Raw genomic sequence first — 24,143 nt, 5'->3', positions numbered from 1 at the left:
CGGTCGTCGCCGAGACGCGCGACCGCATACGCGACCTCCCACACCGATGTCCACGCGCGCCCCGCACAAGGGGTTACGGCCGCGCGAGCGGGCAGGCACTGTAGAGAGAACGGTTTCCCGCGCCCCACCTCACTGGCAGCCCACCGACTCCCGACGACTGACACGACCGACGACCGGGGTAATCCCTAGGCGGTGACAGGCACATGGCACTGGGTTCGACCATGGCCCCGTACGAGCTGCGTTTCGACGCCGGGCGGATCTGTCTGGATCTCCTCGCGACCACGCATCCCGAGGAACGGCTCGACGCGCCGGAGCCGCTCCGCGCGTGGATCGTCCGCTCCGGGCTCGTCCCCGCGGCCACCCCGCTCGCGCACGTCGACTCCTCCTGGCTCGTCGGGTTCCGTGAACTGCGGGGGCAGATCGGGCAGTTGGTGCGCAGCAGGCCATCGAACGACACCCGGCCCTACGACCTCGCCCTCGCCCGCGTCAACGACCTCGCCCGCGCCGCACCCCCGGCACCTCGTGCCGTACGCGATGAAGAGGGCGTGCTGGTGCGGCGGTTGGACGGTCCGCCGGGGTGCGACGCACTGCTCGCGGTCATCGCTCGGGACGCCGTGGAACTGCTCACCGATCCCGTCGCGCGGGCCTCGCTGAGGGAGTGCGAAGGGGACAACTGCCCCATCGTTTATCTGGATACGTCCCGGGGGCGCCGGCGGCGCTGGTGCTCCAGTGAGGTGTGCGGGAACCGCGAAAGAGTGGCCCGGCATCGGCGGCGCGCCGCGCTCGCCCGAGCCTGAGAATCCCTTATGCGGCTTCTGTGGAGTGACGGGACGTCATTTGGCGAAGTGATTTCGACAACAGTGCGTTTCACTCCGGCGTCGCCCGGGCAGCTCGCGTGATCTTGCTCGTGTGGTGGAAATGTAAAGATCGTACGGTGGGAATGTGCACTCATGTCCCGCTCGTCACGTCACTCCGAAGAAAACTGTCGCCTCACGTTGAACACTCGCCCACCCGCTCACGTACCTCTCCATGAGCGACCGACTGGGGGAACCCCCGGACACCGGAGGTGGGCGTGCGCAAGGATTCCGTCGTGGCCAATGAACACGCACCGAGGGCCCGACATCGCATGTCCCAGTCCTCGGAACCTGATGAGGAGCTGATGCGTGCCCTGTACCGAGAGCACGCCGGACCCTTGCTCGCCTATGTGTTGCGGCTCGTCGCCGGGGACCGGCAGCGTGCCGAGGACGTGGTGCAGGAGACGCTCATCCGGGCCTGGAAGAACGCCGGCCAGCTCAACCGGGCGACCGGATCGGTACGACCCTGGCTTGTGACGGTGGCACGGCGCATCGTCATCGACGGTCACCGCAGCCGGCAGGCCCGGCCGCAGGAGGTGGACCCGTCGCCGCTGGAGGTCATCCCCGCGGAGGACGAGATCGACAAGGCGTTGTGGCTGATGACACTGTCGGACGCGCTGGACGACCTGACCCCGGCCCACCGGGAGGTGCTCGTCGAGACGTACTTCAAGGGGCGTACCGTCAATGAGGCGGCCGAGACGCTTGGCATCCCCAGTGGCACGGTGCGCTCAAGGGTGTTCTACGCCCTTCGATCGATGAAGCTTGCTCTGGAGGAGCGGGGGGTGACGGCATGAGCATGTACGGGGGATACGGAACGGGTAGTCCTGGTTCCATGCAGGGATCTCAGGGCTCGAACGAACACGAGACCGTCGGCGCCTATGCCCTCGGGATTCTCGACGACGCCGAAGCAACCGCTTTCGAGGCCCATCTCGCCACCTGCGAATGGTGCGCCCAGCAGCTCGACGAGCTGGCCGGGATGGAACCGATGCTGGCGGCGCTCGCGGATCTGCCGGGTACCGGCACCCCCGCGATCGCCGAGTCCCTGGCCGCGAAACCCAGTCCACGACTGGTGGAGCGGCTGGTCGACGACATCGGTGACCGGCGGGCCCAGAAGCGCCGGCGCAGCTTCTACATGATCGCCGCCGCGGCGGCCCTGATCATCGCCGGACCGCTGGCCGTCATCGCGGCCAACGGCGGCGACAGCTCGGGCCAGAACGGCTCGGTGGCCGTGGGCACCGCGAAGACCACCTTCGAAAAGCTGTCCGACAAGGTCACGGCGACGGACGCGAGCACCAAGGTCACCGCGACCGTGGCGATGTCCAAGAAGGACTGGGGCACCCTCGGGGTCGTGGAGCTCAAGAACGTCAAGGGCCCCCTGAAGTGCTCCCTGATCGCCGTCGGCAAGAACGGCGAACGCGAGACGATGAGCTCCTGGGCGGTCCCGGCCTGGGGTTACGGCATCGCGAACGCCACGAAGACGGAGGCCAAGAACCCGCTCTACGCCCAGGGCGGAGCGGCCTTCACGCCGAACGAGATCGACCACTTCGAGGTCATGACCTTCGACGGCAAGAAGCTCGTGGCAGTGGACGCGTGAGCATGTAGCAACTGGTCACTGTGGTGTGTGGGGTCCGGAACGCGGCAGGTGCGCGTGCCGGGCCCCGCGTCTTTGTCAAGATCCACTCGGCAGGCCCCTCGCTCCGGAGGCTTTCTTTCGCGTACGGTTGACGGCTGCCCAGCACGTAAGAAGGGGGCCCGGTGGCCGCACAGGCTCAACAGGAGACCGCGCTCGACACGGTGTCCGACAAATCCGCCCAGGATTCACTACGGGACCGGGAGATCAGCGTCGAACAGGCACACCTGGACCGGGTGTACCGGCGGCTCGAAGAGAAGATCCACGAGGCCGAGTTCCTCATGAACGACGCGGCCAAGCGCGGCCAGGTCGGCACGCCCGGCGCGCTCGCCGAACGGGACGCACAGGTGTTCCGCGCCGGTATCCACCTCAACCGGCTCAACAACGAGTTCGAGGACTTTCTCTTCGGCAGGATCGACCTCCTGCTCGGCAAGGACGGCAAGAAGGGACCCGACGGCGCCTACACCGCCGTGGAACCGGCCGAAGGCGCTGTCCGGGACGACAGCACCGCCGACATCGCCGAGACCCTGCACATCGGGCGGATCGGGGTCCTGGACTCCGAGTACGCGCCCCTGGTCATCGACTGGCGGGCGCCCGCCGCCGCGCCGTTCTACCGGTCGACGCCGGTCGATCCGGGGCGGGTCGTACGGCGCCGGGTCATCCGGTCCAAGGGGCGGCGGGTCCTCGGGGTCGAAGACGACCTGATGCGGCCGGAGTTGACCGCCTTCCTCGACGGTGAGCAGCTGGCCGTCATCGGCGACGGCGCCCTGATGGCCGCGCTCGGCCAGGCCCGCAGCCACACCATGCGCGACATCGTGGCGTCGATCCAGGCCGAGCAGGACCTGGTGATCCGCGCCCCCGCCGCCTCGGTGACCTACGTCGAGGGCGGCCCGGGCACCGGCAAGACGGCCGTCGCCCTGCACCGCGCCGCCTACCTGCTCTACCAGGACCGGCGCCGCTACGCGGGCGGCATCCTCATCGTCTCGCCGACCCCGCTGCTGGTCGCGTACACCGAGGGCGTCCTGCCCTCCCTCGGCGAGGAGGGCCAGGTCGCCATCCGGGCCATCGGTTCGCTCGTCGACGGCGCCGAGGCCACCCTGTACGACTCCCCGGCCGTGGCCCGCGCGAAGGGCTCGTACCGCATGCTCCGCGTGCTGCGGAAGGCCGCGCGCGGCGCCCTGGAACTGAGCGAAGCCCCGTCCCGGCTCAGAGTGGTGGCGTTCGGCCGCCGCCTCGAACTGGAGGCCGCCGACCTGGAGCGCGTCCGGCAGAGCGCGCTCAGCGGTACGGCCCCGGTCAACATGCTGCGGCCGCGCGCCCGCAAGCTGCTCCTGGACGCCCTGTGGGAGCGCTCCGGTTCGGCCGGCCGGCACACCGACCCCGAACTCGCCGCCGAACTGCGCTCGTCCTTCGACGAGGACATCGCGAGCGAGGACGACTTCATCGCGTTCCTCGACGCCTGGTGGCCCGAACTCACCCCGCGCGCCGTCCTGGAGTCCATGTCCGACGAGCGCAAGCTCGGCCGCTGGGCCCGGCGCATCCTCAACCCCGGCGAGGTCTGCAGGGTCGCCCGCGCCCTGAAGCGGGACGGCCTCTCGGTCCACGACGTCGCCATCCTCGACGAACTCCAGGCGATCCTCGGCACCCCGGCCCGCCCCCGCAAGCGGCGCGACCTGGACCCGCTGGACCAGCTCACCGGCCTCGAAGAGCTGATGCCGACGCGCGAGGAGTCGCAGCGCGAACGGGCCGAGCGGCTCGCCCAGGAGCGCGTCGAGTACGCGCACGTCATCGTCGACGAGGCCCAGGACCTCACCCCGATGCAGTGGCGCATGGTCGGCCGCCGCGGCCGGCACGCCACCTGGACGGTCGTAGGAGATCCGGCCCAGTCCTCCTGGTCCGACCCCGACGAGGCCGCCGAGGCCCGCGACGAGGCGCTCGGCTCCCGCCCCCGCCGCCGCTTCACCCTCACGGTCAACTACCGCAACCCGGCCGAGATCGCGGAGCTGGCGGCGAAGGTCCTGGCCCTCGCGATGCCCGGCTCCGAGTCCCCGTCCGCGGTCCGCTCGACCGGAGTGAAGCCCCGTTTCGTGGCTACGAACAATGAGCACAGTGCCGTCGTACGGAACTCGTTGTCGGAGTCCGTCCGGGCAGAAGCCGCCCGGCTGCTCGACCAGGTCGACGGCACCGTCGGCGTGGTCGTCGCCATGAACCGCCGCGAGGAGGCCCGCCGTTGGCTCACCGGCCTCGGCGACCGCGTGGTGGCGCTCGGCAGCCTGGAGGCCAAGGGGCTCGAATACGACGCGACGGTCGTCGTCTCGCCCGCGGAGATCGCCGACGAGTCGCCCGCCGGACTGCGGGTTCTCTACGTCGCCCTCACCCGCGCGACCCAGCAGCTGACGGTCGTCTCCGCCGAGCGGGACGAGCCGGACGCGAACGGGGTGCCGGATCTGCTCCGCGACTGAAGGGACCGATCGAGGGGTGATCGAGAGGTGCTTTCCATGAACTCTCGGGATGGGAATGGTCTTACGGGATCTGTTTGTTAGCCTGGATGTGACACCGGCCCGATCCAAGCCCCCGGGCCCAACCTTCGTCGCTCAGAGCGACCACTTGCCGCGAGGCGAGCATGGCGGGTCGGTGTCATTGCTTGTCAGAGAGGTCCCCGTCACGGGAAAAGTGACGGGGGCCTCTTTTTCTCGCGAACAAAACGTTCGCAATCGGGGGTGGCTAACGCCTACCCGGCAGTAGGTGCGACCATCGGAGCGCGTACTCAGCTCAACGGTGAAAGCAGAGGAAGTCGGCCATGGCTACGGCGCCCAGCGTCTCCTACTCGATCACGGTCCGTCTGGAGGTGCCCGCGAGCGGAACGGCGGTCTCCCAGATCACCACGGCCGTGGAGTCCCACGGAGGCTCGGTGACCGGCCTCGACGTGACCGCCTCCGGCCACGAGAAGCTCAGGATCGACGTCACCATCGCGGCGTCCTCGACGGCCCACGCCGACGAGATCGTCACGCAGCTGCGCGGCATCGAGGGCGTCACCCTGGGCAAGGTCTCGGACCGTACGTTCCTCATGCACCTCGGCGGCAAGATCGAGATGCAGTCCAAGCACCCGATCCGCAACCGTGACGACCTCTCCATGATCTACACCCCGGGTGTCGCCCGCGTGTGCATGGCGATCGCGGAGAACCCCGAGGACGCGCGCCGCCTCACCATCAAGCGCAACTCCGTCGCGGTCGTCACCGACGGCTCGGCCGTCCTCGGCCTCGGCAACATCGGCCCCAAGGCCGCGCTGCCGGTCATGGAGGGCAAGGCGGCCCTGTTCAAGCGGTTCGCCGGCATCGACGCCTGGCCGCTGTGCCTGGACACCCAGGACACCGACGAGATCGTCGCGATCGTCAAGGCGATCGCCCCGGGCTTCGCCGGCATCAACCTGGAGGACATCTCCGCGCCGCGCTGCTTCGAGATCGAGGCCCGGCTGCGCGAGGCCCTCGACATCCCCGTCTTCCACGACGACCAGCACGGCACCGCCATCGTGGTGCTCGCCGCGCTGACGAACGCCCTGCGCGTCGCCGGCAAGGGCATCGGTGACATCCGGGTCGTCATGTCCGGCGCGGGCGCGGCCGGTACGGCCATCCTCAAGCTGCTGCTCGCCGCCGGCGTCAAGAACGCGGTCGTCGCGGACATCCACGGTGTCGTGCACGCCGGCCGCGAGGACCTGGTCGACGCCAAGCCCGACTCGCCGCTGCGCTGGATCGCCGACAACACCAACCCGGACGGCCTCACGGGCACCCTGAAGGAGGCCGTGCGCGGCGCCGACGTCTTCGTCGGTGTCTCCGCCCCGAACGTCCTCGACGGCGACGACGTGGCCGCGATGGCCGACGGCGCCATCGTGTTCGCGCTCGCGAACCCCGACCCCGAGGTCGACCCGGCGATCGCCCGCCAGACGGCCGCGGTTGTCGCCACGGGCCGCTCGGACTTCCCGAACCAGATCAACAACGTGCTGGTCTTCCCGGGTGTCTTCCGCGGTCTGCTGGACGCGCAGTCCCGCACCGTCAACACGGAGATGATGCTCGCCGCGGCGACCGCACTCGCGAACGTCGTGACCGAGGACGAGCTCAACGCGAACTACATCATCCCCAGCGTCTTCAACGACAAGGTCGCCGGCGCGGTCGCGGGCGCGGTGCGTGAGGCGGCGAAGGCGGCGGGAGTGGCGGCGGCCTCGGCGGCGACCTCCGCGTCGTAGAACGCCTGGATCGGCGTGTGTGCGGTGGCTGTGAGGATCGCCACGGCCGCCGACACACCGGCGCGTCGCGGAACCCGGGGCCTTCGGCGGCCGTTTATCGTGGCGGCCAGGTTTCGGGCCTTCCAGGCCCGGCCCTCGCTGCCGGGAGCCGACGGAGCGTCACCACGCAGAGGGCGTGGCGCTCTTCGTGTGACTCCCAAGGGTGTTCTCGCGACTCCTACGGGTGCCGGATTGGCTTTCCCGCCGCAGGTAGGGGCAGGATGCGTCTTCGGGCGCGAGGGTCTGGACGACGGACCCGGGTCCGGGGACTCACCGAGGTCCCTGGCAGCATCGGCTTCACCGTGCCCGATATGCGGCTCCGCCGCGTGGCACGCCTCAAACGGCAAGAAGAACACGGGAGTAACAACATGAACCGCAGTGAGCTGGTGGCCGCGCTGGCCGACCGTGCCGAGGTGACCCGCAAGGACGCCGACGCCGTTCTGGCCGCGTTCGCCGAGACCGTCGGCGAGATCGTCTCCAAGGGCGACGAGAAGGTCACCATCCCCGGCTTCCTGACCTTCGAGCGCACCCACCGTGCCGCTCGCACCGCGCGCAACCCGCAGACCGGCGACCCGATCAACATCCCCGCCGGTTACAGCGTCAAGGTGTCCGCGGGCAGCAAGCTCAAGGAAGCCGCCAAGGGCAAGTAGTCCCTCGCGTACGCGACGGGCTTGCGTACGAGGCTGAAGCAACGCGAATGGGGCGGCCACCCGGTCAGGGTGGCCGCCCCATCGTCGTACGTACGACTGCTCAGCCGTTGTTCCTGCGACTGCTTATCCGAGCGCCTTGCCCGGCAACTCCACCTTCGCGCCCAGCTCGACCAACTTCTCCATGAAGTTCTCGTAGCCGCGGTTGATGAGGTCGATGCCGTGGACGCGGGACGTGCCCTGGGCCGCCAGCGCCGCGATGAGGTACGAGAAGCCGCCGCGCAGGTCGGGGATGACCAGGTCGGCGCCCTGGAGGCGGGTCGGGCCCGAGACGACCGCCGAGTGGAGGAAGTTGCGCTGCCCGAAGCGGCAGTGCGAGCCGCCGAGGCACTCGCGGTAGAGCTGGATGTGCGCGCCCATCTGGTTGAGCGCGGAGGTGAAGCCGAGCCGGGACTCGTAGACCGTCTCGTGCACGATGGAGAGGCCCGTCGCCTGCGTGAGGGCGACGACCAGCGGCTGCTGCCAGTCCGTCTGGAAGCCGGGGTGCACGTCCGTTTCGAGCGCGATGGACTTCAACTGGCCGCCGGGGTGCCAGAAGCGGATGCCCTCGTCGTCGATCGCGAAGGCACCGCCCACCTTCCGGTAGGTGTTGAGGAACGTCATCATCGAGCGCTGCTGCGCGCCGCGGACGTAGATGTTGCCCTCGGTCGCCAGCGCCGCCGACGCCCAGGACGCGGCCTCCAGGCGGTCCGGGAGGGCCGCGTGGGTGTAGCCGCCGAGCGAGTCCACACCGGTGATGCGGATCGTGCGGTCGGTGTCCATGGCGATGATCGCGCCCATCTTCTGCAGTACGCAGATGAGGTCCTCGATCTCCGGTTCCACGGCCGCGTTGGCGAGTTCGGTGACACCCTCCGCCAACACCGCCGTCAGCAGCACCTGTTCGGTCGCGCCCACGGACGGGTACGGCAGCTGGATCTTCGTGCCGCGCAGCCGCTGCGGGGCCTCCAGGTACTGGCCGTCCGCGCGCTTCTCGATCTTCGCGCCGAACTGCCGCAGCACCTCGAAGTGGAAGTCGATCGGCCGGCCGCCGATGTCACAGCCGCCCAGACCCGGGATGAACGCGTGCCCGAGCCGGTGAAGAAGCGGACCGCAGAACAGGATCGGGATGCGCGACGAGCCCGCGTGGGCATCGATGTCGGCGACGTTGGCGCTCTCGACGTGCGACGGATCGAGCACCAGCTCGCCCGGCTCCTCACCCGGACGGACCGTCACCCCGTGCAGTTGTAGGAGTCCGCGTACGACACGAACGTCACGGATGTCCGGAACGTTGCGCAGTCGACTTGGCTCACTGCCCAGCAGGGCGGCGACCATGGCCTTGGGTACGAGGTTCTTCGCACCGCGGACACGGATCTCGCCCTCAAGCGGGGTTCCGCCGTGGACAAGCAGTACGTCGTCTGAGCCGTTGACGGTCATGAATCTCGCGTTCCGTGGAGTTGGGCAGGGGCCGAAGAGACAGAGTAATCGCCGCCCACCCCCCTCCTGTAAGCCCAAGGAGTACCCAGCTACGTCATAGCTGTGTCACAACACGAACCGTTCCCAATCGGGCACATGGGGTCACGGGGTGGGGGTGTGCGCGGAGGACGCTTCGGTGCGCCCTGAGCTGCATGCACTCCGGTACCCGCATTGCCTCCCCCATCACGGGGAAGATGCGGGATCATGTCAGGCATGACCGAGGTGTCCTCGCTCACAGGGCGGTTGCTCGTGGCAACACCCGCCCTGGCGGACCCGAACTTCGACCGCGCGGTGGTGCTCCTTCTCGACCACGACGAGGAGGGCTCCCTCGGTGTCGTCCTCAACCGCCCGACGCCCGTGGACGTCGGCGACATCCTGGAGGGCTGGGCGGATCTCGCCGGCGAGCCGGGCGTCGTCTTCCAGGGCGGCCCGGTCCAGTTGGACTCGGCCCTCGGCGTCGCCGTCATCCCGGGCGGCGCGGCCGGCGAACGCGCCCCGCTCGGCTGGCGGCGCGTGCACGGCGCGATCGGACTCGTCGACCTGGAGGCCCCGCCGGAGCTGCTCGCCGCGGCGCTCGGCTCGCTGCGGATCTTCGCCGGGTACGCGGGCTGGGGGCCAGGGCAGCTGGAGGACGAACTGGTGGAGGGCGCCTGGTACGTCGTCGAGTCGGAGCCCGGTGACGTGTCCTCGCCGTCCCCGGAGAGACTCTGGCGCGAGGTGCTGCGCCGCCAGCGCAGCGAGCTGGCGATGGTGGCGACGTATCCGGACGACGCTTCCCTGAACTGATCCCCGAACTGAACGGCCCTTCGCGGAACTGATGCCGGTGGGCTTCAGTACCCTTGGCACTATGAGCACTCTTGAGCCCGAGCGCGGGACTGGTACGGGGACCCTCGTAGAGCCGACGCCCCAGGTGTCGCACGGCGACGGGGACCATGAGCGCTTCGCCCATTACGTCCAGAAGGACAAGATCATGGCGAGCGCCCTCGACGGCACTCCCGTGGTGGCGTTGTGCGGCAAGGTCTGGGTACCGGGCCGCGACCCGAAGAAGTACCCGGTGTGTCCCATGTGCAAGGAGATCTACGAGTCCATGGGCTCGGGCGGGGACGGCGACAAGGGCAAGGGCGGCGACAAGTAGCCGCTCTGCCGGTCTGACTTTCTGAGGCCCTCGGGGCGCGCTTTTGCGCGCCCCGAGGGCCTTTCGCGTGTCACGAAGTGGTTGAGACCTCTTGTGGCCGCGTTCATCTACTCCTTAATCTCCGTGGTGTTGTGCAGAGCGAAACGCCCATTGCGTATGTTGCAACGCACGCCCGGATTCCCGGAGGAACGCTCCATGAAGCTCGCCCCCAGATTCGCCGTACTCCTGGCCACCGCCGCCGTCGTGGCGGGCTGCGCGCCCCAGACCTCCGACAACTCGTCCTCGGACAAGGACGAGACGAGCGGCACCCTGCGGGTGTGGCTCTTCCAGGAGGTCGGCAACGACCCGAAGGCGAAGGTCGTCGACTCCGTGGTCACGGCCTTCGAGAAGGCCCACAAGGGCACCAAGGTCGACGTCGAGTACATCCCGATCGACACCCGCGCCCAGCGCGTCAAGGCCGCCTTCAACGACCCGAAGTCCGCGCCCGACGTCATGGAGTACGGCAACACCGACACGGCCGGCTACGTCCACGACGGCGGACTCCTCGACGTCACCAAGGACTTCGGCGCCTGGAGCGAGGCCAAGGACACCGACCCGACCGCGAAGCAGTCCGTCACGGTCGACGGCAAGATGTACGGCTCCCCGTTCTACGTCGGCGTCCGCGCCCTGTACTACCGCACCGACGTCTTCAAGGACCTGGGCCTGCAACCCCCCAAGACCATGGCCGAGTTGGCCGCCACCGCCCGGAAGATCCACAAGGCGAAGTCCGACCTCTACGGCCTTGTCGTCGGCGGCGCGTACACGTACGGCGCGATGCCCTTCGTCTGGGCCAACGGCGGCGAACTCGCCACGGCCAAGGGGGGTTCGTACACCTCCGCGATCGACAGCGCCGCCGCCCAGAAGGGCATCAAGGCGTACACCTCGCTGTTCACGAGCGACAACTGTCCCGCCGCCAAGTGCGCGGTGATGGGCGGCAACGACACGATCACCGCGTTCGCCGCCGGCAAGGCCGGGATGGCCATCGGGGGCGACTTCAGCCACACGGCTGTCGAGGCGGGCAAGGTCAAGGGCAAGTACGCGGTGGTGCCGCTGCCGGGTGTCGCGTCCGGGTCGGTCGCTCCCGCGTTCGCCGGGGGCAACAACATCGGTGTCCTGAAGAGCACGTCGCACCGCACGCTGGCGGTGGACCTGATGGAGCAGCTCACCTCGAAGGCGACGCAGGCGGCCATGTTCGACGCGATGGGGTTCCTGCCGACGTTCACCGACGTGCGGGATGCGGCTGCGGCGAAGGTGCCGTTCGAGAAGCCGTTCGTTCAGACCCTGGCCGCGGGGACGAAGTTCGTGCCTGCGTCGCCTGGTTGGTCGGAGATCGACTCGTCATTGGTGTTGCCGACGATGCTGCAAGAAGTCATCAGCGGGAAGAAGGATGTGGCCGCGGCTTCTAAGGATGCGGCTAAGAAGATGAACGACGCGTTCAGCTCCGCGGGTTGACCGGTGGCGCCTAATAGCTCGGTTGTTGTGGAGCGTTCGCGGGTGCGGGTTCGTCGTGGCTTGTCGCGCCCACGCGGCGGTAGCCGCAAATCAAACACAGCCCCGCGCCCCTTGGGTAGTGGGGGTGCGCCTTGGTTGTATCTTGCCCCGGCTCTCGTCGTCCTTGGTGGGCTGCTCGTTTACCCCATCTATCAGCTTGGGTTGATCTCGTTCTTCCAGTACACGCAGGCTCAGGTCAGTGGTGGGGAACCGACGACCTTCGAAGGGTTCGGGAACTACTCCGCGCTGTTCTCGGACAGTCAGTTCTGGCAAGTGCTGGTGGCCACCGTGTTGTTCGCGGGGGCGTGTGTGGTGTCGACGCTCGCTGTCGGGTGTGCGCTGGCGGTGTTGCTCACGCGGGTGCGGGCCTTGCCTCGGCTTGTGTTGATGCTCGCTGCGCTCGGGGCTTGGGCTACGCCCGCGGTCACCGGGTCGACGGTGTGGTTGCTGCTCTTCGACCCGGACTTCGGGCCTGTGAACCGCATCCTCGGGCTCGGGGACCACTCCTGGACGTACGGGCGGCTGAGCGCGTTCTTTCTCGTGCTGCTCGAAGTGGTGTGGTGCTCCTTCCCGTTCGTGATGGTGACGGTCTACGCCGGGATTCGTGCCGTGCCCTCCGAGGTGCTGGAGGCCGCCGCTCTGGACGGGGCCTCGCAGTGGCGGATCTGGCGGTCCGTCCTGACGCCGATGTTGCGCCCGATCCTGACCGTCGTCACCATTCAGTCCGTCATCTGGGACTTCAAGGTCTTCACCCAGATCTACGTCATGACCAACGGTGGCGGCATCGCGGGCCAGAACCTCGTGCTGAACGTGTACGCCTATCAACAGGCGTTCGCCTCCTCGAAGTACAGCCTCGGCTCGGCGATCGGTGTCGTCATGCTGCTGATGCTGCTCGCCGTCACGCTGGTCTATCTGCGCCTGCTGCGCAGGCAGGGGGAGGAGCTGTGAGCCTGCTTCGCGGTCTTGTACGACGGCCCTGGCGGCTCGCTGCCGAGGCCTCGGCGCTGCTGATCGCGGTCGTCGTCGCCTTCCCCCTCTATTGGATGGTGCTCAGCGCCTTCAAACCGGCCGGGGAGATCGAGTCGAGCGAGCCCCGGCCGTGGACGCTCGCGCCCTCTCTGGACTCGTTCCGGCGCGTGTTCGGGCAGCAGGAATTCGGCCGTTACTTCGTCAACAGCCTTGTCGTGGCGTGCTCGGTGGTCATCGTCTCGGCGTTGATCGCCTTTCTCGCGGCGACCGCGGTGACACGATTCCGGTTCCGCTTCCGGACCACCCTCCTGATCATGTTCCTGGTGGCCCAGATGGTGCCCGTGGAAGCGCTGACGATCCCTCTGTTCTTCGCCATGCGGGGGCTCGGGCTGCTGAACACCTTGGGGTCGCTGATCCTGCCTCAGATCGCGTTCTCGCTGCCGTTCGCGATCTGGATGCTGCGGGGGTTCGTGAAAGCCGTACCGGACGCGCTGGAGGAGGCCGCGTACATCGACGGTGCGAGCCGGACGCGATTCCTGTGGCAGATCCTTTTCCCGCTCGTCTTCCCGGGGCTGGTGGCCACGAGCGTGTTTTCCTTCATCTCGGCCTGGAACGACTTCCTCTTCGCCAAGTCCTTCATCATCAGCGACACTTCCCAGTCGACCCTGCCGATGGCCCTCCTCGTCTTCTACAAGCCCGACGATCCTGACTGGGGCGGGGTCATGGCGGCCTCCACGGTGATGACGATTCCGGTGCTGGTGTTCTTCGTACTCGTACAGCGACGTCTGGTCTCGGGGCTGGGCGGAGCGGTTAAGGACTGACGTGACCGAACTGATTCCTCAGCCCGGCAGTGTTGCCGCCGGTTCCGGCGAGGTGCGGCTGACGAAGCGCTCCAAGCTCTACGCCGGCGACGGGACGGAGGGCGTCGGCAACTGGCTGCGCACCGTGCTCCAGCAGGCCACCGGTCTGGCGCTGTGTGAGGGGCGGGAACTCGACGACGCCCGCGACGGCGGCATCGGGCTTCAACTCGACGACGCGCTCGGCCCCGAGGAGTACCGCCTCGTCAGCGACTCGGACGGGATCTTCATCGAGGGCGGCAGTCCGGCCGGTGTGTTCTGGGGTGCCCAGACGCTGCGTCAACTCCTCGGTCCCGACGCGTATCGCAAGGCTCCGCTCGACCGTGATCGCACCTGGTCCGTCCCCTACCTCACGGTCCAGGACGCTCCCCGCTTCGGCTGGCGCGGCCTCATGCTCGACGTAGCCCGGCACTTCATGCCCAAGGAAGGCGTCCTGCGCTACCTGGATCTCATGGCGGCGCACAAACTCAACGTCTTCCACTTCCACTTGACGGACGACCAGGGGTGGCGCGTACAGATCAAGCGGTACCCGAAGCTGACCGAGATCGGCTCCTGGCGGGCGCGCACGAAATTCGGCCACCGTGCCTCACCGCTGTGGGACGACAAGCCCCACGGCGGCTACTACACGCAGGACGACATCCGCGAGATCGTCGCCTACGCCGCCGAGCGGCATATCGCCGTCGTCCCCGAAATCGACGTACCGGGACACTCGCAGGCCGCCATCGCCGCGTATCCGGAACTCGGCAACACCGATGTCATCGACACCACATCCCTCTCCGTCTGGGACACCTGGGGCATCAACCCGAACGTACTCGCCCCCACTGACAACACCCTGCGCTTCTACGAGGGGGTGTTCGAGGAACTCCTGGAGCTGTTCCCCTCGGAGTTCATTCACGTCGGCGGTGACGAATGCCTCAAGGACCAGTGGAAGCAGTCGCCGGCCGCGCAGGCGCGCATCGCGGAACTGGGGCTCGCGGACGAGGACGAGTTGCAGTCGTGGTTCATCGGACACTTCGACAAGTGGCTCTCCGCGCGCGGGAGAAGGCTCGTCGGGTGGGACGAGATCCTGGAGGGCGGGCTCGCGGACGGGGCGGTCGTGTCGTCCTGGCGTGGTTACGAGGGCGGGATCACCGCCGCCCGCGCGGGGCACGACGTCGTCATGTGTCCTGAGCAGTATGTGTACTTGGACTGGCGCCAGGCCCCCGGTGAGGACGAGCCGGTGCCGATCGCCCATGTGCGCACCCTGGAGGACGTCTACCGTTTCGAGCCGGTTCCCGAGCAGCTCAGCGAGGACGAGGCCCGTCATGTGCTGGGCACACAGGCCAACGTGTGGACCGAGGTGATGGAGGACCACGCGCGCGTGGACTACCAGACGTTCCCCCGGCTCGCGGCCTTCGCCGAGGTCGCCTGGAGCGCTCTTCCGGCGCCCGCGGAACGGGACTTCGCCGACTTCGAGCGCCGGATGACCGCCCACTACCCGCGACTCGACGCCCTGGGTGTCGCCTACCGTCCGCCCACGGGACCACTGCCGTGGCAGCGGCGCCCCGGAGTGCTCGGCCGACCCCAGGACGGCCCGCCCCCGAACGCGTAGGACCCGTAAGGGAGAAAGCCCCCAGGAGTCACCGTTGAGTGGCAATCCGCGCGTACCGGTGATGCCGTACGAAAACGGACCATCTCCCTGGTGAGGCGGGCGAATGCCTCCTAGCGGACCCCCGCGCTCGGGTCTTGCGAAGATGTGCCAGAGTTGCCACGTCCGCCCTGTCAGCACGTACCGTACGGCAGCAACAGGTGGGACCAGGTGGGGCAGCGGGAAGGGGCAGCCGGTTTGACCACGCACGCACCGCAGGCGGGGCAGTCCGTCACGCTGCCCACAACGCTGGACGAGGCCGTGGCGGCGCTCACGGCCCTGCCCACGGCCGTTCCCGTGGCCGGCGGCACCGACCTCATGGCGGCCGTCAACTCGGGCCAGCTCAGGCCCAGCGCGCTGGTCGGTCTCGGGCGGATCAGCGAGATCCGCGGCTGGCAGTACCAGGACGGGCACGCGCTGCTCGGCGCGGGCCTCACGCATGCCCGTATGGGCCGCCCCGACTTCGCCGCGCTCATCCCGGCCCTCGCCGCCTCCGCGCGTGCCGCGGGTCCGCCGCAGATCCGCAACGCGGGCACCCTGGGCGGCAACATCGCCTCGGCCGCGCCCACCGGTGACGCGCTGCCCGTACTGGCCGCCCTGGAGGCGACGCTGATCATCGCGGGCCAGGACGGAGCCCGCCGGGAGATCCCGGTGTCGCACCTCCTGGCCGGTGTGGAGATGCTGCGCGGCGGCGAACTCATCGGCTTCGTGCGCGTGCCGCTGCTGCACGCCCCGCAGGTCTTCCTGAAGGCCACCGGCAGGACAGGACCCGGGCGCTCGGTCGCGTCCGTCGCGGTCGTCCTCGACCCCGCCCGGCGCGGGGTCAGGTGCGCCGTCGGGGCCATAGCGCCGATGCCGCTCAGACCGCTGGACGCCGAACAGTGGGTGGCCCGGCTGATCGACTGGGACAACAGCCGCACGATCGTCCCGGAGGCCTTGAGCGCCTTCGGGGAGTACGTCGCCGCGGCCTGCATCCCCGACCCGGTACCGGCCGAGGACGGCTCCGTGGAGCAGCTTCCGCCCGCGGTACTGCACCTGCGGCGCACCGTCGCCGCACTGGCCCGACGAGCACTCGGGAGGGCGCTGTCGTGACCGACGAACAGCACGGAGAGGGCACCCCTCAGGGCGGCGGACGCTGGGACCCGCTGCCCCAGGGCGACTACGACGACGGCGCCACGGCCTTCGTGAAACTCCCCGAAGGGGGCATCGACGCCCTCTTGGCCGCCCCGGGTCACGGCTATGTGCCGCCGCCCATAGAGGCCACCCCCGCCCCGGACGCCGACCCCTCGGGCACCGGCTCCTGGGCGGTGCCTGCCGAGGGCGTCCAGTGGCCCGACCCGAACGCCGTACCGCAGCAGGGGACGGCCGGGGGCGACCAGTTCTCGTACCGCCCCGGGTCCACCGGCCAGTGGACCTTCCAGGACACCAACGCCCCGGACGCGGGCGCCGCTCCCGGCCGCGACGTGACCGGCGAGTGGTCGATCCCCGTCGCCGGTGGTGATCTCCCGGACGAATCGGGTGAGTTCACCACCTCGGCCCTGGTCGAGCAGTGGGGCGGCACCCCGCCGGCCACCCTGCCCGGGGGCGCGCCCGCGCCCTGGGCCACGGACGGCGCGGGCCAGAACTGGGCGCAGCAGGCGTCCGGCGCGGATGTCGTGGAGCGGCCCGGCGAGCACACCGACGGACGCGGCCTGGAGCATCCTGCCGACCGGCCCGGTACGCACCCGGCCGGCGAGGTGTCGGCGCGGGCCGCCACCCGGCCGCCCGCCGAGGCGACCCGGCAGCCGTACGGCGAGCCCGGCGACCCGTACGCGCACACCCGTTCCGACGCCCCCGGAGACCCCTACGGCGACGCGCGCGCCGACCGCCACGACGACACCGCCGCCGAACTCGCCGTGGACGACGCACAGTCGGCTCATGGGAGCGGTGGGGCGGGCGACTCCGGCGAAGGGGCCGCGGACGGCGCTGAGGGGCCCGCTGGGGCGTCCGCGGCGGTCGATGCGGCCGAGGGTGTGGACGACGCCCCGGAGGCCGCTGAGGCGCCCGTGACGGCCGTCGAGCCCGACGCGCCGGACGAGGCCGCCGAGCCGGACCCGAAGATCCCCGGCGAGGAACACCCGCTCGCCTCCTACGTGTTGCGCGTCAACGGCGCCGACCGGCCCGTCACCGACGCCTGGATCGGCGAGTCGCTGCTCTACGTGCTGCGCGAACGCCTCGGCCTCGCGGGCGCCAAGGACGGCTGCTCGCAGGGCGAGTGCGGCGCCTGCAACGTCCAGGTCGACGGACGGCTCGTCGCCTCCTGCCTGGTGCCCGCCGTCACCGCGGCCGGCTCCGAGGTCCGTACGGTCGAGGGTCTCGCCGTCGAGGGACAGCCCTCCGACGTGCAGCGGGCGCTCGCCAAGTGCGGTGCCGTGCAGTGCGGTTTCTGCGTGCCCGGCATGGCGATGACCGTGCACGACCTCCTGGAGGGCAACCCCGCGCCCACCGAACTGGAGGCGCGCCAGGCCCTGTGCGGCAACCTGTGCCGCTGCTCCGGCTACCGGGGTGTCCTGGACGCCGTACAGGAAGTCGTCGCCGAGCGTGAGGCGCACGCCGCTGCCGCCGAACCTGAGTCGGACGGCGACGAGGCGCGTATTCCCCACCAGGCGGGTCCCGGGGGCGGTGGCGTCCACCAGTCGGCGTTCGAGTCCCCGCGCACGCAGGACCAGGTGTACGGCCAGGACGGAGGTCAGGCGTGAGCAACGAAGCCGCCACCGCGACCACGGAGGCCGCGCCCGCCCCGGAGCTGCCGGGCCACGGCCTGGGCGCCCCGCTCCCGGCCGCCGACGCCCGCGCCAAGACCGAGGGCACCTTCCCGTACGCGGCCGACCTGTGGGCCGAGGGCCTGCTCTGGGCGGCCGTCCTGCGCTCACCGCACCCGCACGCGCGCATCGTGTCCGTCGACACGTCCCACGCGCGGGACATGCCCGGCGTACGGGCCGTCATCACCCACGAGGACGTGCCGGGCCGGGACCGCTACGGCCGGGGCACCGCCGACCGCCCGGTGTTCGCCTCCGAGGTCGTGCGCCACCACGGCGAGCCCATCGCCGCCGTCGCCGCCGACCACCCGGACACCGCGCGGATGGCCGCCGCCGCCATCATGGTCGAGTACGAAGTACTCGACCCGGTGACCGACCCCGAGCAGGCCTTCGAGGCCGAACCGCTGCACCCCGACGGCAACCTGATCCGGCACATCCCGCTGCGTCACGGAGACCCGGACGCGACCGCCGACATCGTCGTCGAGGGCCTGTACCGCATCGGCCGCCAGGACCCCGCCCCCATCGGCGCGGAGGCCGGTCTCGCCGTGCCCCGCCCCGACGGCGGCGTCGAGCTCTACATCGCCTCCACGGACCCGCACAACGACCGCGACACGGCCGCCGCCTGCTTCGGCCTGGAGTCCGACCGCGTGAAGGTCGTCGTCACCGGCGTCCCCGGGGCCACCGCCGACCGCGAGGACCAGGGCTTCCAACTCCCGCTCGGACTACTGGCGTTGAAGACCGGCTGCCCGGTCAAACTCACCGCCACGCGCGAGGAGTCCTTCCTCGGCCACACCCACCGCCACCCCACGCTCCTGCGGTACCGGCACCACGCCGACGAGGACGGCAGGCTGGTCAAGGTCGAGGCCCAGGTACTGCTCGACGCGGGCGCCTACGCCGACACCTCCTCGGAGGCCCTGGCCGCCGCCGTCTCCTTCGCCTGCGGCCCGTACGTCGTCCCGAACGCCTTCATCGAGGGCTGGGCCGTGCGCACCAACAACCCGCCCTCAGGGCACGTGCGCGGCGAGGGCGCCATGCAGGTCTGCGCCGCCTACGAGGCGCAGATGGACAAGCTCGCCAAGAAGCTCGCCATGGACCCGGCCGAGCTGCGCCTGCGCAACGCCATGGCCACCGGTGACGTCCTCCCGACCGGCCAGACGGTGACCTGCCCGGCGCCGGTCGCCGAACTCCTCCAGGCCGTGCGGGACTTCCCGCTGCCGCAGCTCCCCAAGGACACCCCCGAGGACGAGTGGCTGCTGCCCGGCGGTCCCGAGGGCGCGGGCGAACCGGGCGCGGTGCGCCGGGGCGTCGGCTACGCCCTCGGCATGGTGCACATGCTCGGCGCGGAAGGCGCCGACGAGGTCTCCACGGCGACCGTGAAGGTCCACGACGGCATCGCCACGGTGCTGTGCGCGGCCGTCGAGACGGGCCAGGGCTTCACCACCCTCGCCCGCCAGATCGTCCAGGAGACCCTCGGTATCGACGAGGTGCACGTCGCCCCCGTGGACACCGATCAGCCCCCGGCCGGCCCCGGCTGCCGAAGCCGCCACACCTGGGTCTCCGGCGGCGCGGTCGAACGCGCCGCGAAAATGGTCCGCACCCAGCTCCTCCAGCCCCTGGCGCACAAGTTCGGGATGTCGACCGAGCTGCTCCAGATCACCGACGGCAAGATCACCTCCTACGACGGCGTCCTCTCGACGACCGTCACCGAGGCCCTGGACGGCAAGGAACTCTGGGCCACCGCCCAGTGCCGCCCGCACCCGACCGAGCCCTTGGACGAGGCGGGCCAGGGCGACGCCTTCGTAGGGCTCGCCTTCTGCGCGATTCGCGCGGTGGTCGACGTGGACATCGAACTCGGCTCCGTACGGGTCGTCGAGTTGGCCCTCGCCCAGGACGTCGGCCGGATCCTGAACCCGACCCAACTGGTCGCCCGTATCGAGGGCGGCGTCACCCAGGGCGTAGGCATCGCATTGACGGAAAACCTGCGCACCGCGCGCGGGTTGATCCGCCACCCCGACCTCACCGGCTACGCGCTGCCCACCGCCCTGGACACCCCCGACATCCGGATCGTGAAGCTCGTCGAGGAGCGCGACGTGGTCGCCCCCTTCGGGGCGAAGGCGGTCAGCGCCGTGCCGGTGGTCACGTCCCCGGCGGCGATCGCGTCCGCGGTGCGCGCGGCGACGGGCCGTCCGGTGAACCGGCTGCCGATCCGCCCGCAGGCGGCGGTGGTGACGGCGACGACCGATCAGTACGGCCAGTACGGGCACTGAGAGGCTGGTGCGTGACGGTGTTCGAGGGGGTCGTCCTCATCACCGGCGTGATGGCCTCCGGCAAGTCGACGGTCGCGCAGGCGCTGGCGGAGAGGCTGCCGAGGGCGGCGCACGTCCGGGGTGACGTCTTCCGGCGGATGGTCGTCTCGGGGCGCGAGGAGTACGTCCCCGGTGCGGGCGGGGAGGGGGAGTCCCAACTCCGGCTGCGGTACCGGCTGTCGGCGGCGACGGCGGACGCGTACGCGGAGGCCGGGTTCACCGCGGTCGTCCAGGACGTGGTGCTGGGCGCGGAGTTGCCGGCGTACGTCGACCTGATCCGCACCCGCCCGCTGCACGTGATCGTCCTCGCACCGACCCCGGCGACCGTGACGGCACGGGAGGCGGGCCGGGCGAAGACCGGCTACGGCGCGTGGACGGTCGAGGAACTGGACCGCGGGCTGCGGACGGAGACCCCGCGCATCGGCCTGTGGCTGGACACCTCCGGGCTGACGGTGGGGGAGACGGTGGACGCGATCGTCGAGGGACGGGAACGTTCGCGGGTGGTTTGAGCGTCTGATGAGGTGAGGACGTCTCGGACGTTTCGCGTCCTCCCGGCTCCGCAAGGCGTTTTCGCTGGTCAGGGCCATTGTCAGTGGTGCCGCGTAGTGTTCTGGGCAGTGGGGACGACAGCGGAACACCGGTGCCACACGGGGAAGATTCATGCACGGGGGAACAATGAGCAGGACCGACGCCGGCTCTACGGCGACCATGATCACATTGACCGAGGACGACCTCGATCCGTACATCACGCACGAGTCGACGCGCCGCTGGCTGACGGGTCCCGGACTGCCGGGCGACAGCGGCCTGTTGACGTTCGAGGAGCTGCGCAGGGAGGGCCTGCGGACGGTGGCGGACTCCTTGGGCGACCCCGCGCCGCTGGCGGAGGAGCTCCGGGACCAGCTGGTGATAGGCGCGCTCTGGGGGCCCGACGGCGGGGAGGCGGAGTCGATCCTGCTGGACGGCGAGACGGGCGAGATCGCGACGACGTACTTCTTCCACGACCGCCCGGATCTGATGGAGACCGGCCCGCTGGCCCCGTCGATCGAAACGCTGGCCCGCTTCACGACGACCACGGACGAACTGACGGACCTGCGCGGCCAGTTCGCGTCCTACGAAGGCCGGCACGGCACCAAGACGGCGGCGGAGGCATCACGGCAGCTGCTCGCGGTGTTCGAGTCGGAGACGGACGGCGAGGTGCCCCCGTTCTGGAAGGCGGCGGCCCTGATCCGCCCGCTCGCCCTGGTCGCGGGCCCGGGCACGACATCGGGGCTGACCCTCGACATCCCGGCCCGTCTGCTGGACCAGGAGTTCGGCCAGGGCGCGGTCGCCCGCTTCGAGGAGGTCGACTTCCCCGCCACCGTCACCCATGAGCCGACCCGCCGCTTCCTGCGCGAGACCGGCCTGCCCGAGGACGCGTTCCTCTTCCACCTCGACACGGACGTCCCGCTCCCCACCCTCACCGAGTTCTACGAGGACGAGCCCGCCGGGGAACTCCCGCCCCGCGCCGACCAGTTGATCCGCCTCGGCTACCTCATGGAAGACAACAGCCTGGTGGTGGACGGCGCGACGGGCGAGATCCTGACGTGGAGCGAGCCGGAGGCGACACTGGCTCCCCTCAACACGGACGTCTCGACCCTGGCCTTCACCCTCTGGCTGCTCCACCGCGAGAAGGCGATCGACGCGGACCTCTCCGGCGAGCTGACGGCAGAGGCGTACGACCAGTTGGCGACGACGATGCTCCAGACCCTGTCGACGGTGGACCCGACGGTGGCGGGGCGCCGGGGGGCCGGCCGCGATCACCCGCACTACTGGACGGAGGCGTTCCAGGACGAGGCGGGCGGGGTAGGAGACGGCACGGGCGAGGGGACCAAGCATGGAGACCGAGCGCACACGGCCCGACCGACTGGGCTTGCTGCTGGAGCAGTTCGACAAGGCCCGGGAGATGGCCCAGGTCCGGCTGAAGGGGCTCGGCGACGAGGAGTACCTGTGGGAGCCGGCGCCCGACTGCTGGTCACTCCGACGCCGGAGTGAGGCGGTGACACCGAGGGCGTTCGGACCGGGGGAGTGGGTCCTCGACCTGGGCGCGGCGGACATCCCGGCGAGCGAGTACGCGGAGGTCGCCCGCCAGGCCGCCGACGGCATGACGGTCGCCAAGATCGCCGACGACTGGAGCGTGACCGTCGAACGCGTGGAGGAGGTCCTCGCCCACGAGGGCCAGCCGGAGCCCGACACGACACCGATCACGACGATCGCGTGGCGCCTGGGACATCTGCACTTCCAGTTCGCGGGGGCGTGGGAGTGGGCGTTCGGTGAGCGGCGCCAGGACCCCAAGCAGATGGTCGACTTCAGCCCCTCCGCAGCCCTGACCCTGGACCGCTTCTGGCCGGTGATCGACCGCTGGCGAGCGGCCGTAGCCACGGTCACGGAGGACCAGCTGGACGTGGTCGGCTTTTCCCAGTATCCGTACGGCTCCGACCCGGACGACCCGTTCGTAGCTGTGCTGGCGGGGGCGAACCTGGAGTTCATTCACCACATGGCGGAGATCGCGCTGCTGCGGGATCTGTGGCGGGCGCGGGTTGTGAGCGAGGCCTGAGTCCGAGGCGGCTACTGGGTGTTCAGAGGCGCCTTGGGGGTGTTCAACCGAGGGAAGAGAAGGGTGGCACCTCAGGCCTGGGCGAGGGGCTCGGCGGGAACGGCGGCATCGAGTGCGGCGCTCTGCGACGCCGTGATGCGCTCGATCACGAGCCCCGCCAGTACGGCCGCCGCGATCATGAGCGCCTCCTCCACCACCAGGAAGGCCATCGAACCCGGGGCCATCCGGCTGGCGACCGTGAGCACCAGCCCGTGCCCGACCCAGGTGGCCCACCATGCGTTCACCAGGAGCGTGTCCCGCTTCTCCTCCCAGGACGCGGAGCTCGCGCGTCCGATGGTGAGGACGATCCCGCGAGGGACAACGAGGTTGACCAACGGAACGAACCACATGCCGATCGTCCGGCCCCGGCTCGGAACCGAGGCCTCGGGCGCCAACTCCTGGGCGTTGCCCCGGGATTGGGCGAGCCACACGAGGAACAGCACGATCGCGAGAGTCATCAGATAGACGAAGACCATGGAGGGGAAGCCGGCCTCGGATGCGCCCGTGCGGTGCAGGTGGTCATCCCGGACCGCCGCCGCGCGGAACACGTCCGCCACGGCGGTCACGCCTATCGCCACCTGCGCGGAGCGGGCAAGGATCCGGGGAGCTTTACGGGCGGTACTCGTCATCGACTTCGGCCTGTCTCGGAGGCGTGCGCGGCCGCGGCGGACGCCGGGGCGGAGTGATCATAGGGTCTGATCGCCGCACGCGCGTACGATTTCCGGGTCTTCGGTCCAGGACTTCGGCCGGTCAGCCCGCCGCAGGGCTCTGCGGGTCCTGCGGGACCTGCGCCCGCACGAACCCGTGGCTCCGCTCCACCTTCGCCACATGCAGCGTGTAACTCTCGTACCACTGGTCCCGCCCGCGTTTCTGCGCCGCGCGGTGCTCGGCGTCGGTCCGCCACTCCGTGAGGGCGTCGGCGTCGCGGAAGTACCCGACGGTGATGCCCAGCCCACCCGGAGTCTGAGCGTGGTCCATCCCGAGGTACCCGGGGATGTCCTTCACCAGCTCCTCCATACGCGCGTTGGTCTCGCCGTAGCCACTCTGCTCCTGGGTTCGCACTGTGCTGAACACGGCCACGTAGTACGGGGGTTCATAGGCCTCGACGGGCGTGACAGGTGCTTCGGAGTGATCAGTCATGGCGCCACGGTAAGGCAAGGGACCTAGCCCCGTTCCGGACGGGAGTTCCAGACCTTGAGAGTTCCGTCAGACCGTGAAACATACTGGTCAGACCTACTTGTAGAGGCCGTGGCGGGAATCGAACCCGCGTAACTCGCTTTGCAGGCGAGTCCCTGAACCACTCGGGCACACGGCCGTGTTTGGTGAGTTGACCGTAGGGCCGGGGGAGGGGCCCGGACAAGGGGGCC

At 69.9% G+C, this 24,143-nt stretch carries 20 protein-coding genes, 1 tRNA gene and 1 pseudogene; 18 read left to right on the top strand and 4 right to left on the bottom strand.

The genetic code is table 11. The features are described 5' to 3' along the window. Window positions 1-203 precede the first annotated feature (203 nt). From AC31A1_RS13600 to AC31A1_RS13575, 6 genes are all read left to right on the top strand, one after another. Window positions 204-797 carry a CGNR zinc finger domain-containing protein gene (locus tag AC31A1_RS13600; RefSeq protein WP_489653534.1) on the top strand — a complete coding sequence of 198 codons (594 nt, stop codon included), beginning with the start codon at window positions 204-206 and terminating at the stop codon, window positions 795-797. A 329-nt stretch (window positions 798-1,126) separates the two neighbouring features. Continuing rightward, window positions 1,127-1,648 (top strand): sigma-70 family RNA polymerase sigma factor, encoded by a 522-nt coding sequence (locus tag AC31A1_RS13595; RefSeq protein ID WP_019056398.1) that lies wholly within the window; start codon window positions 1,127-1,129, stop codon window positions 1,646-1,648. Window positions 1,649-1,686: 38 nt separating this feature from the next. Beyond that, entirely contained in the window at window positions 1,687-2,448 is a 762-nt protein-coding gene (locus AC31A1_RS13590; protein WP_489653533.1) for a zf-HC2 domain-containing protein, read from the top strand. A 161-nt stretch (window positions 2,449-2,609) separates the two neighbouring features. Next, the gene (locus AC31A1_RS13585; RefSeq protein WP_489653532.1) at window positions 2,610-4,946 is read left to right on the top strand and encodes a HelD family protein; all 2,337 of its coding nucleotides are present in this window, start codon (window positions 2,610-2,612) and stop codon (window positions 4,944-4,946) included. A gap of 338 nt (window positions 4,947-5,284) precedes the next feature. Further along, window positions 5,285-6,724, top strand: a complete 1,440-nt coding sequence (locus tag AC31A1_RS13580; protein WP_489653531.1) for an NAD-dependent malic enzyme — start codon at window positions 5,285-5,287, stop codon at window positions 6,722-6,724. A 407-nt stretch (window positions 6,725-7,131) separates the two neighbouring features. Then, window positions 7,132-7,413 carry an HU family DNA-binding protein gene (locus tag AC31A1_RS13575; RefSeq protein WP_019056394.1) on the top strand — a complete coding sequence of 94 codons (282 nt, stop codon included), beginning with the start codon at window positions 7,132-7,134 and terminating at the stop codon, window positions 7,411-7,413. Window positions 7,414-7,536: 123 nt separating this feature from the next. On the opposite strand, the gene murA is transcribed toward AC31A1_RS13575, so the two are convergent. Next, window positions 7,537-8,883, bottom strand: coding sequence for a UDP-N-acetylglucosamine 1-carboxyvinyltransferase (gene murA / locus AC31A1_RS13570; RefSeq protein WP_043679363.1), 1,347 nt, complete (start codon window positions 8,881-8,883; stop codon window positions 7,537-7,539). Between the two features lie 252 nt (window positions 8,884-9,135). Between murA and AC31A1_RS13565 the strand changes: the two genes are divergently transcribed. From AC31A1_RS13565 to AC31A1_RS13510, 12 genes and pseudogenes are all read left to right on the top strand, one after another. Next, window positions 9,136-9,708 carry a YqgE/AlgH family protein gene (locus AC31A1_RS13565; RefSeq protein ID WP_043679366.1) on the top strand — a complete coding sequence of 191 codons (573 nt, stop codon included), beginning with the start codon at window positions 9,136-9,138 and terminating at the stop codon, window positions 9,706-9,708. Window positions 9,709-9,769: 61 nt separating this feature from the next. Then, window positions 9,770-10,057, top strand: a complete 288-nt coding sequence (locus tag AC31A1_RS13560) for a DUF3039 domain-containing protein (protein ID WP_026178118.1) — start codon at window positions 9,770-9,772, stop codon at window positions 10,055-10,057. Window positions 10,058-10,252: 195 nt separating this feature from the next. Continuing rightward, window positions 10,253-11,548, top strand: coding sequence for an extracellular solute-binding protein (locus AC31A1_RS13555; RefSeq protein WP_489653530.1), 1,296 nt, complete (start codon window positions 10,253-10,255; stop codon window positions 11,546-11,548). Between the two features lie 42 nt (window positions 11,549-11,590). Further along, on the top strand, window positions 11,591-12,535 hold the full coding sequence (locus tag AC31A1_RS13550) for a carbohydrate ABC transporter permease (RefSeq protein ID WP_489653529.1): 945 nt from the start codon (window positions 11,591-11,593) through the stop codon (window positions 12,533-12,535). Beyond that, on the top strand, window positions 12,532-13,377 hold the full coding sequence (locus AC31A1_RS13545) for a carbohydrate ABC transporter permease (RefSeq protein ID WP_489653528.1): 846 nt from the start codon (window positions 12,532-12,534) through the stop codon (window positions 13,375-13,377). The genes AC31A1_RS13550 and AC31A1_RS13545 overlap by 4 nt, the downstream gene beginning before the upstream one ends. A gap of 1 nt (window position 13,378) precedes the next feature. Then, window positions 13,379-15,004 carry a beta-N-acetylhexosaminidase gene (locus AC31A1_RS13540; RefSeq protein WP_489653527.1) on the top strand — a complete coding sequence of 542 codons (1,626 nt, stop codon included), beginning with the start codon at window positions 13,379-13,381 and terminating at the stop codon, window positions 15,002-15,004. A gap of 234 nt (window positions 15,005-15,238) precedes the next feature. Further along, the gene (locus AC31A1_RS13535) at window positions 15,239-16,132 is read left to right on the top strand and encodes an FAD binding domain-containing protein (protein ID WP_019056386.1); all 894 of its coding nucleotides are present in this window, start codon (window positions 15,239-15,241) and stop codon (window positions 16,130-16,132) included. Further along, window positions 16,129-17,778 carry a (2Fe-2S)-binding protein gene (locus AC31A1_RS13530; protein WP_489653526.1) on the top strand — a complete coding sequence of 550 codons (1,650 nt, stop codon included), beginning with the start codon at window positions 16,129-16,131 and terminating at the stop codon, window positions 17,776-17,778. The genes AC31A1_RS13535 and AC31A1_RS13530 overlap by 4 nt, the downstream gene beginning before the upstream one ends. After that, complete coding sequence (locus AC31A1_RS13525) at window positions 17,775-20,105, top strand: xanthine dehydrogenase family protein molybdopterin-binding subunit (protein WP_489653525.1); 2,331 nt, start codon at window positions 17,775-17,777, stop codon at window positions 20,103-20,105. Before AC31A1_RS13530 ends, AC31A1_RS13525 begins: the two co-directional genes overlap by 4 nt. 50 nt (window positions 20,106-20,155) lie before the next feature. After that, on the top strand, window positions 20,156-20,653 hold the full coding sequence (locus AC31A1_RS13520) for an AAA family ATPase (RefSeq protein ID WP_489653539.1): 498 nt from the start codon (window positions 20,156-20,158) through the stop codon (window positions 20,651-20,653). 166 nt (window positions 20,654-20,819) lie between these two features. After that, window positions 20,820-21,989, top strand: a pseudogene (locus AC31A1_RS13515) (SUKH-4 family immunity protein); the annotation flags it as partial. Window positions 21,990-22,017: 28 nt separating this feature from the next. After that, window positions 22,018-22,737, top strand: coding sequence for a DinB family protein (locus AC31A1_RS13510; RefSeq protein WP_489653524.1), 720 nt, complete (start codon window positions 22,018-22,020; stop codon window positions 22,735-22,737). A gap of 71 nt (window positions 22,738-22,808) precedes the next feature. Here AC31A1_RS13510 and AC31A1_RS13505 read toward each other — a convergent pair whose 3' ends face one another. From AC31A1_RS13505 to AC31A1_RS13495, 3 genes are all read right to left on the bottom strand, one after another. After that, complete coding sequence (locus AC31A1_RS13505) at window positions 22,809-23,405, bottom strand: DUF4328 domain-containing protein (protein WP_489653523.1); 597 nt, start codon at window positions 23,403-23,405, stop codon at window positions 22,809-22,811. A gap of 121 nt (window positions 23,406-23,526) precedes the next feature. Further along, on the bottom strand, window positions 23,527-23,916 hold the full coding sequence (locus tag AC31A1_RS13500) for an antibiotic biosynthesis monooxygenase family protein (protein WP_489653522.1): 390 nt from the start codon (window positions 23,914-23,916) through the stop codon (window positions 23,527-23,529). 103 nt (window positions 23,917-24,019) lie between these two features. After that, a tRNA-Cys gene (locus AC31A1_RS13495) sits at window positions 24,020-24,091 on the bottom strand. Between the last annotated feature and the right edge of the window lie 52 nt (window positions 24,092-24,143).

It is taken from the genome of Streptomyces sp. P5F9, assembly GCF_057961495.1.
The sequence above is the reverse complement of the archived record's forward strand: the minus strand, read 5'-3'. Positions and strand labels throughout refer to the sequence as shown.

Coding starts and splice junctions, on each gene's coding strand:
- AC31A1_RS13600 (WP_489653534.1), top strand. CDS start 204: ATGGCACTGGGTTCGACCATGGCCCCGTACGAGCTGCGTTTCGACGCC.
- AC31A1_RS13595 (WP_019056398.1), top strand. CDS start 1,127: ATGTCCCAGTCCTCGGAACCTGATGAGGAGCTGATGCGTGCCCTGTAC.
- AC31A1_RS13590 (WP_489653533.1), top strand. CDS start 1,687: ATGCAGGGATCTCAGGGCTCGAACGAACACGAGACCGTCGGCGCCTAT.
- AC31A1_RS13580 (WP_489653531.1), top strand. CDS start 5,285: ATGGCTACGGCGCCCAGCGTCTCCTACTCGATCACGGTCCGTCTGGAG.
- AC31A1_RS13575 (WP_019056394.1), top strand. CDS start 7,132: ATGAACCGCAGTGAGCTGGTGGCCGCGCTGGCCGACCGTGCCGAGGTG.
- murA (WP_043679363.1), bottom strand. CDS start 8,883: ATGACCGTCAACGGCTCAGACGACGTACTGCTTGTCCACGGCGGAACC.
- AC31A1_RS13565 (WP_043679366.1), top strand. CDS start 9,136: ATGACCGAGGTGTCCTCGCTCACAGGGCGGTTGCTCGTGGCAACACCC.
- AC31A1_RS13560 (WP_026178118.1), top strand. CDS start 9,770: ATGAGCACTCTTGAGCCCGAGCGCGGGACTGGTACGGGGACCCTCGTA.
- AC31A1_RS13555 (WP_489653530.1), top strand. CDS start 10,253: ATGAAGCTCGCCCCCAGATTCGCCGTACTCCTGGCCACCGCCGCCGTC.
- AC31A1_RS13520 (WP_489653539.1), top strand. CDS start 20,156: ATGGCCTCCGGCAAGTCGACGGTCGCGCAGGCGCTGGCGGAGAGGCTG.
- AC31A1_RS13510 (WP_489653524.1), top strand. CDS start 22,018: ATGGAGACCGAGCGCACACGGCCCGACCGACTGGGCTTGCTGCTGGAG.
- AC31A1_RS13505 (WP_489653523.1), bottom strand. CDS start 23,405: ATGACGAGTACCGCCCGTAAAGCTCCCCGGATCCTTGCCCGCTCCGCG.
- AC31A1_RS13500 (WP_489653522.1), bottom strand. CDS start 23,916: ATGACTGATCACTCCGAAGCACCTGTCACGCCCGTCGAGGCCTATGAA.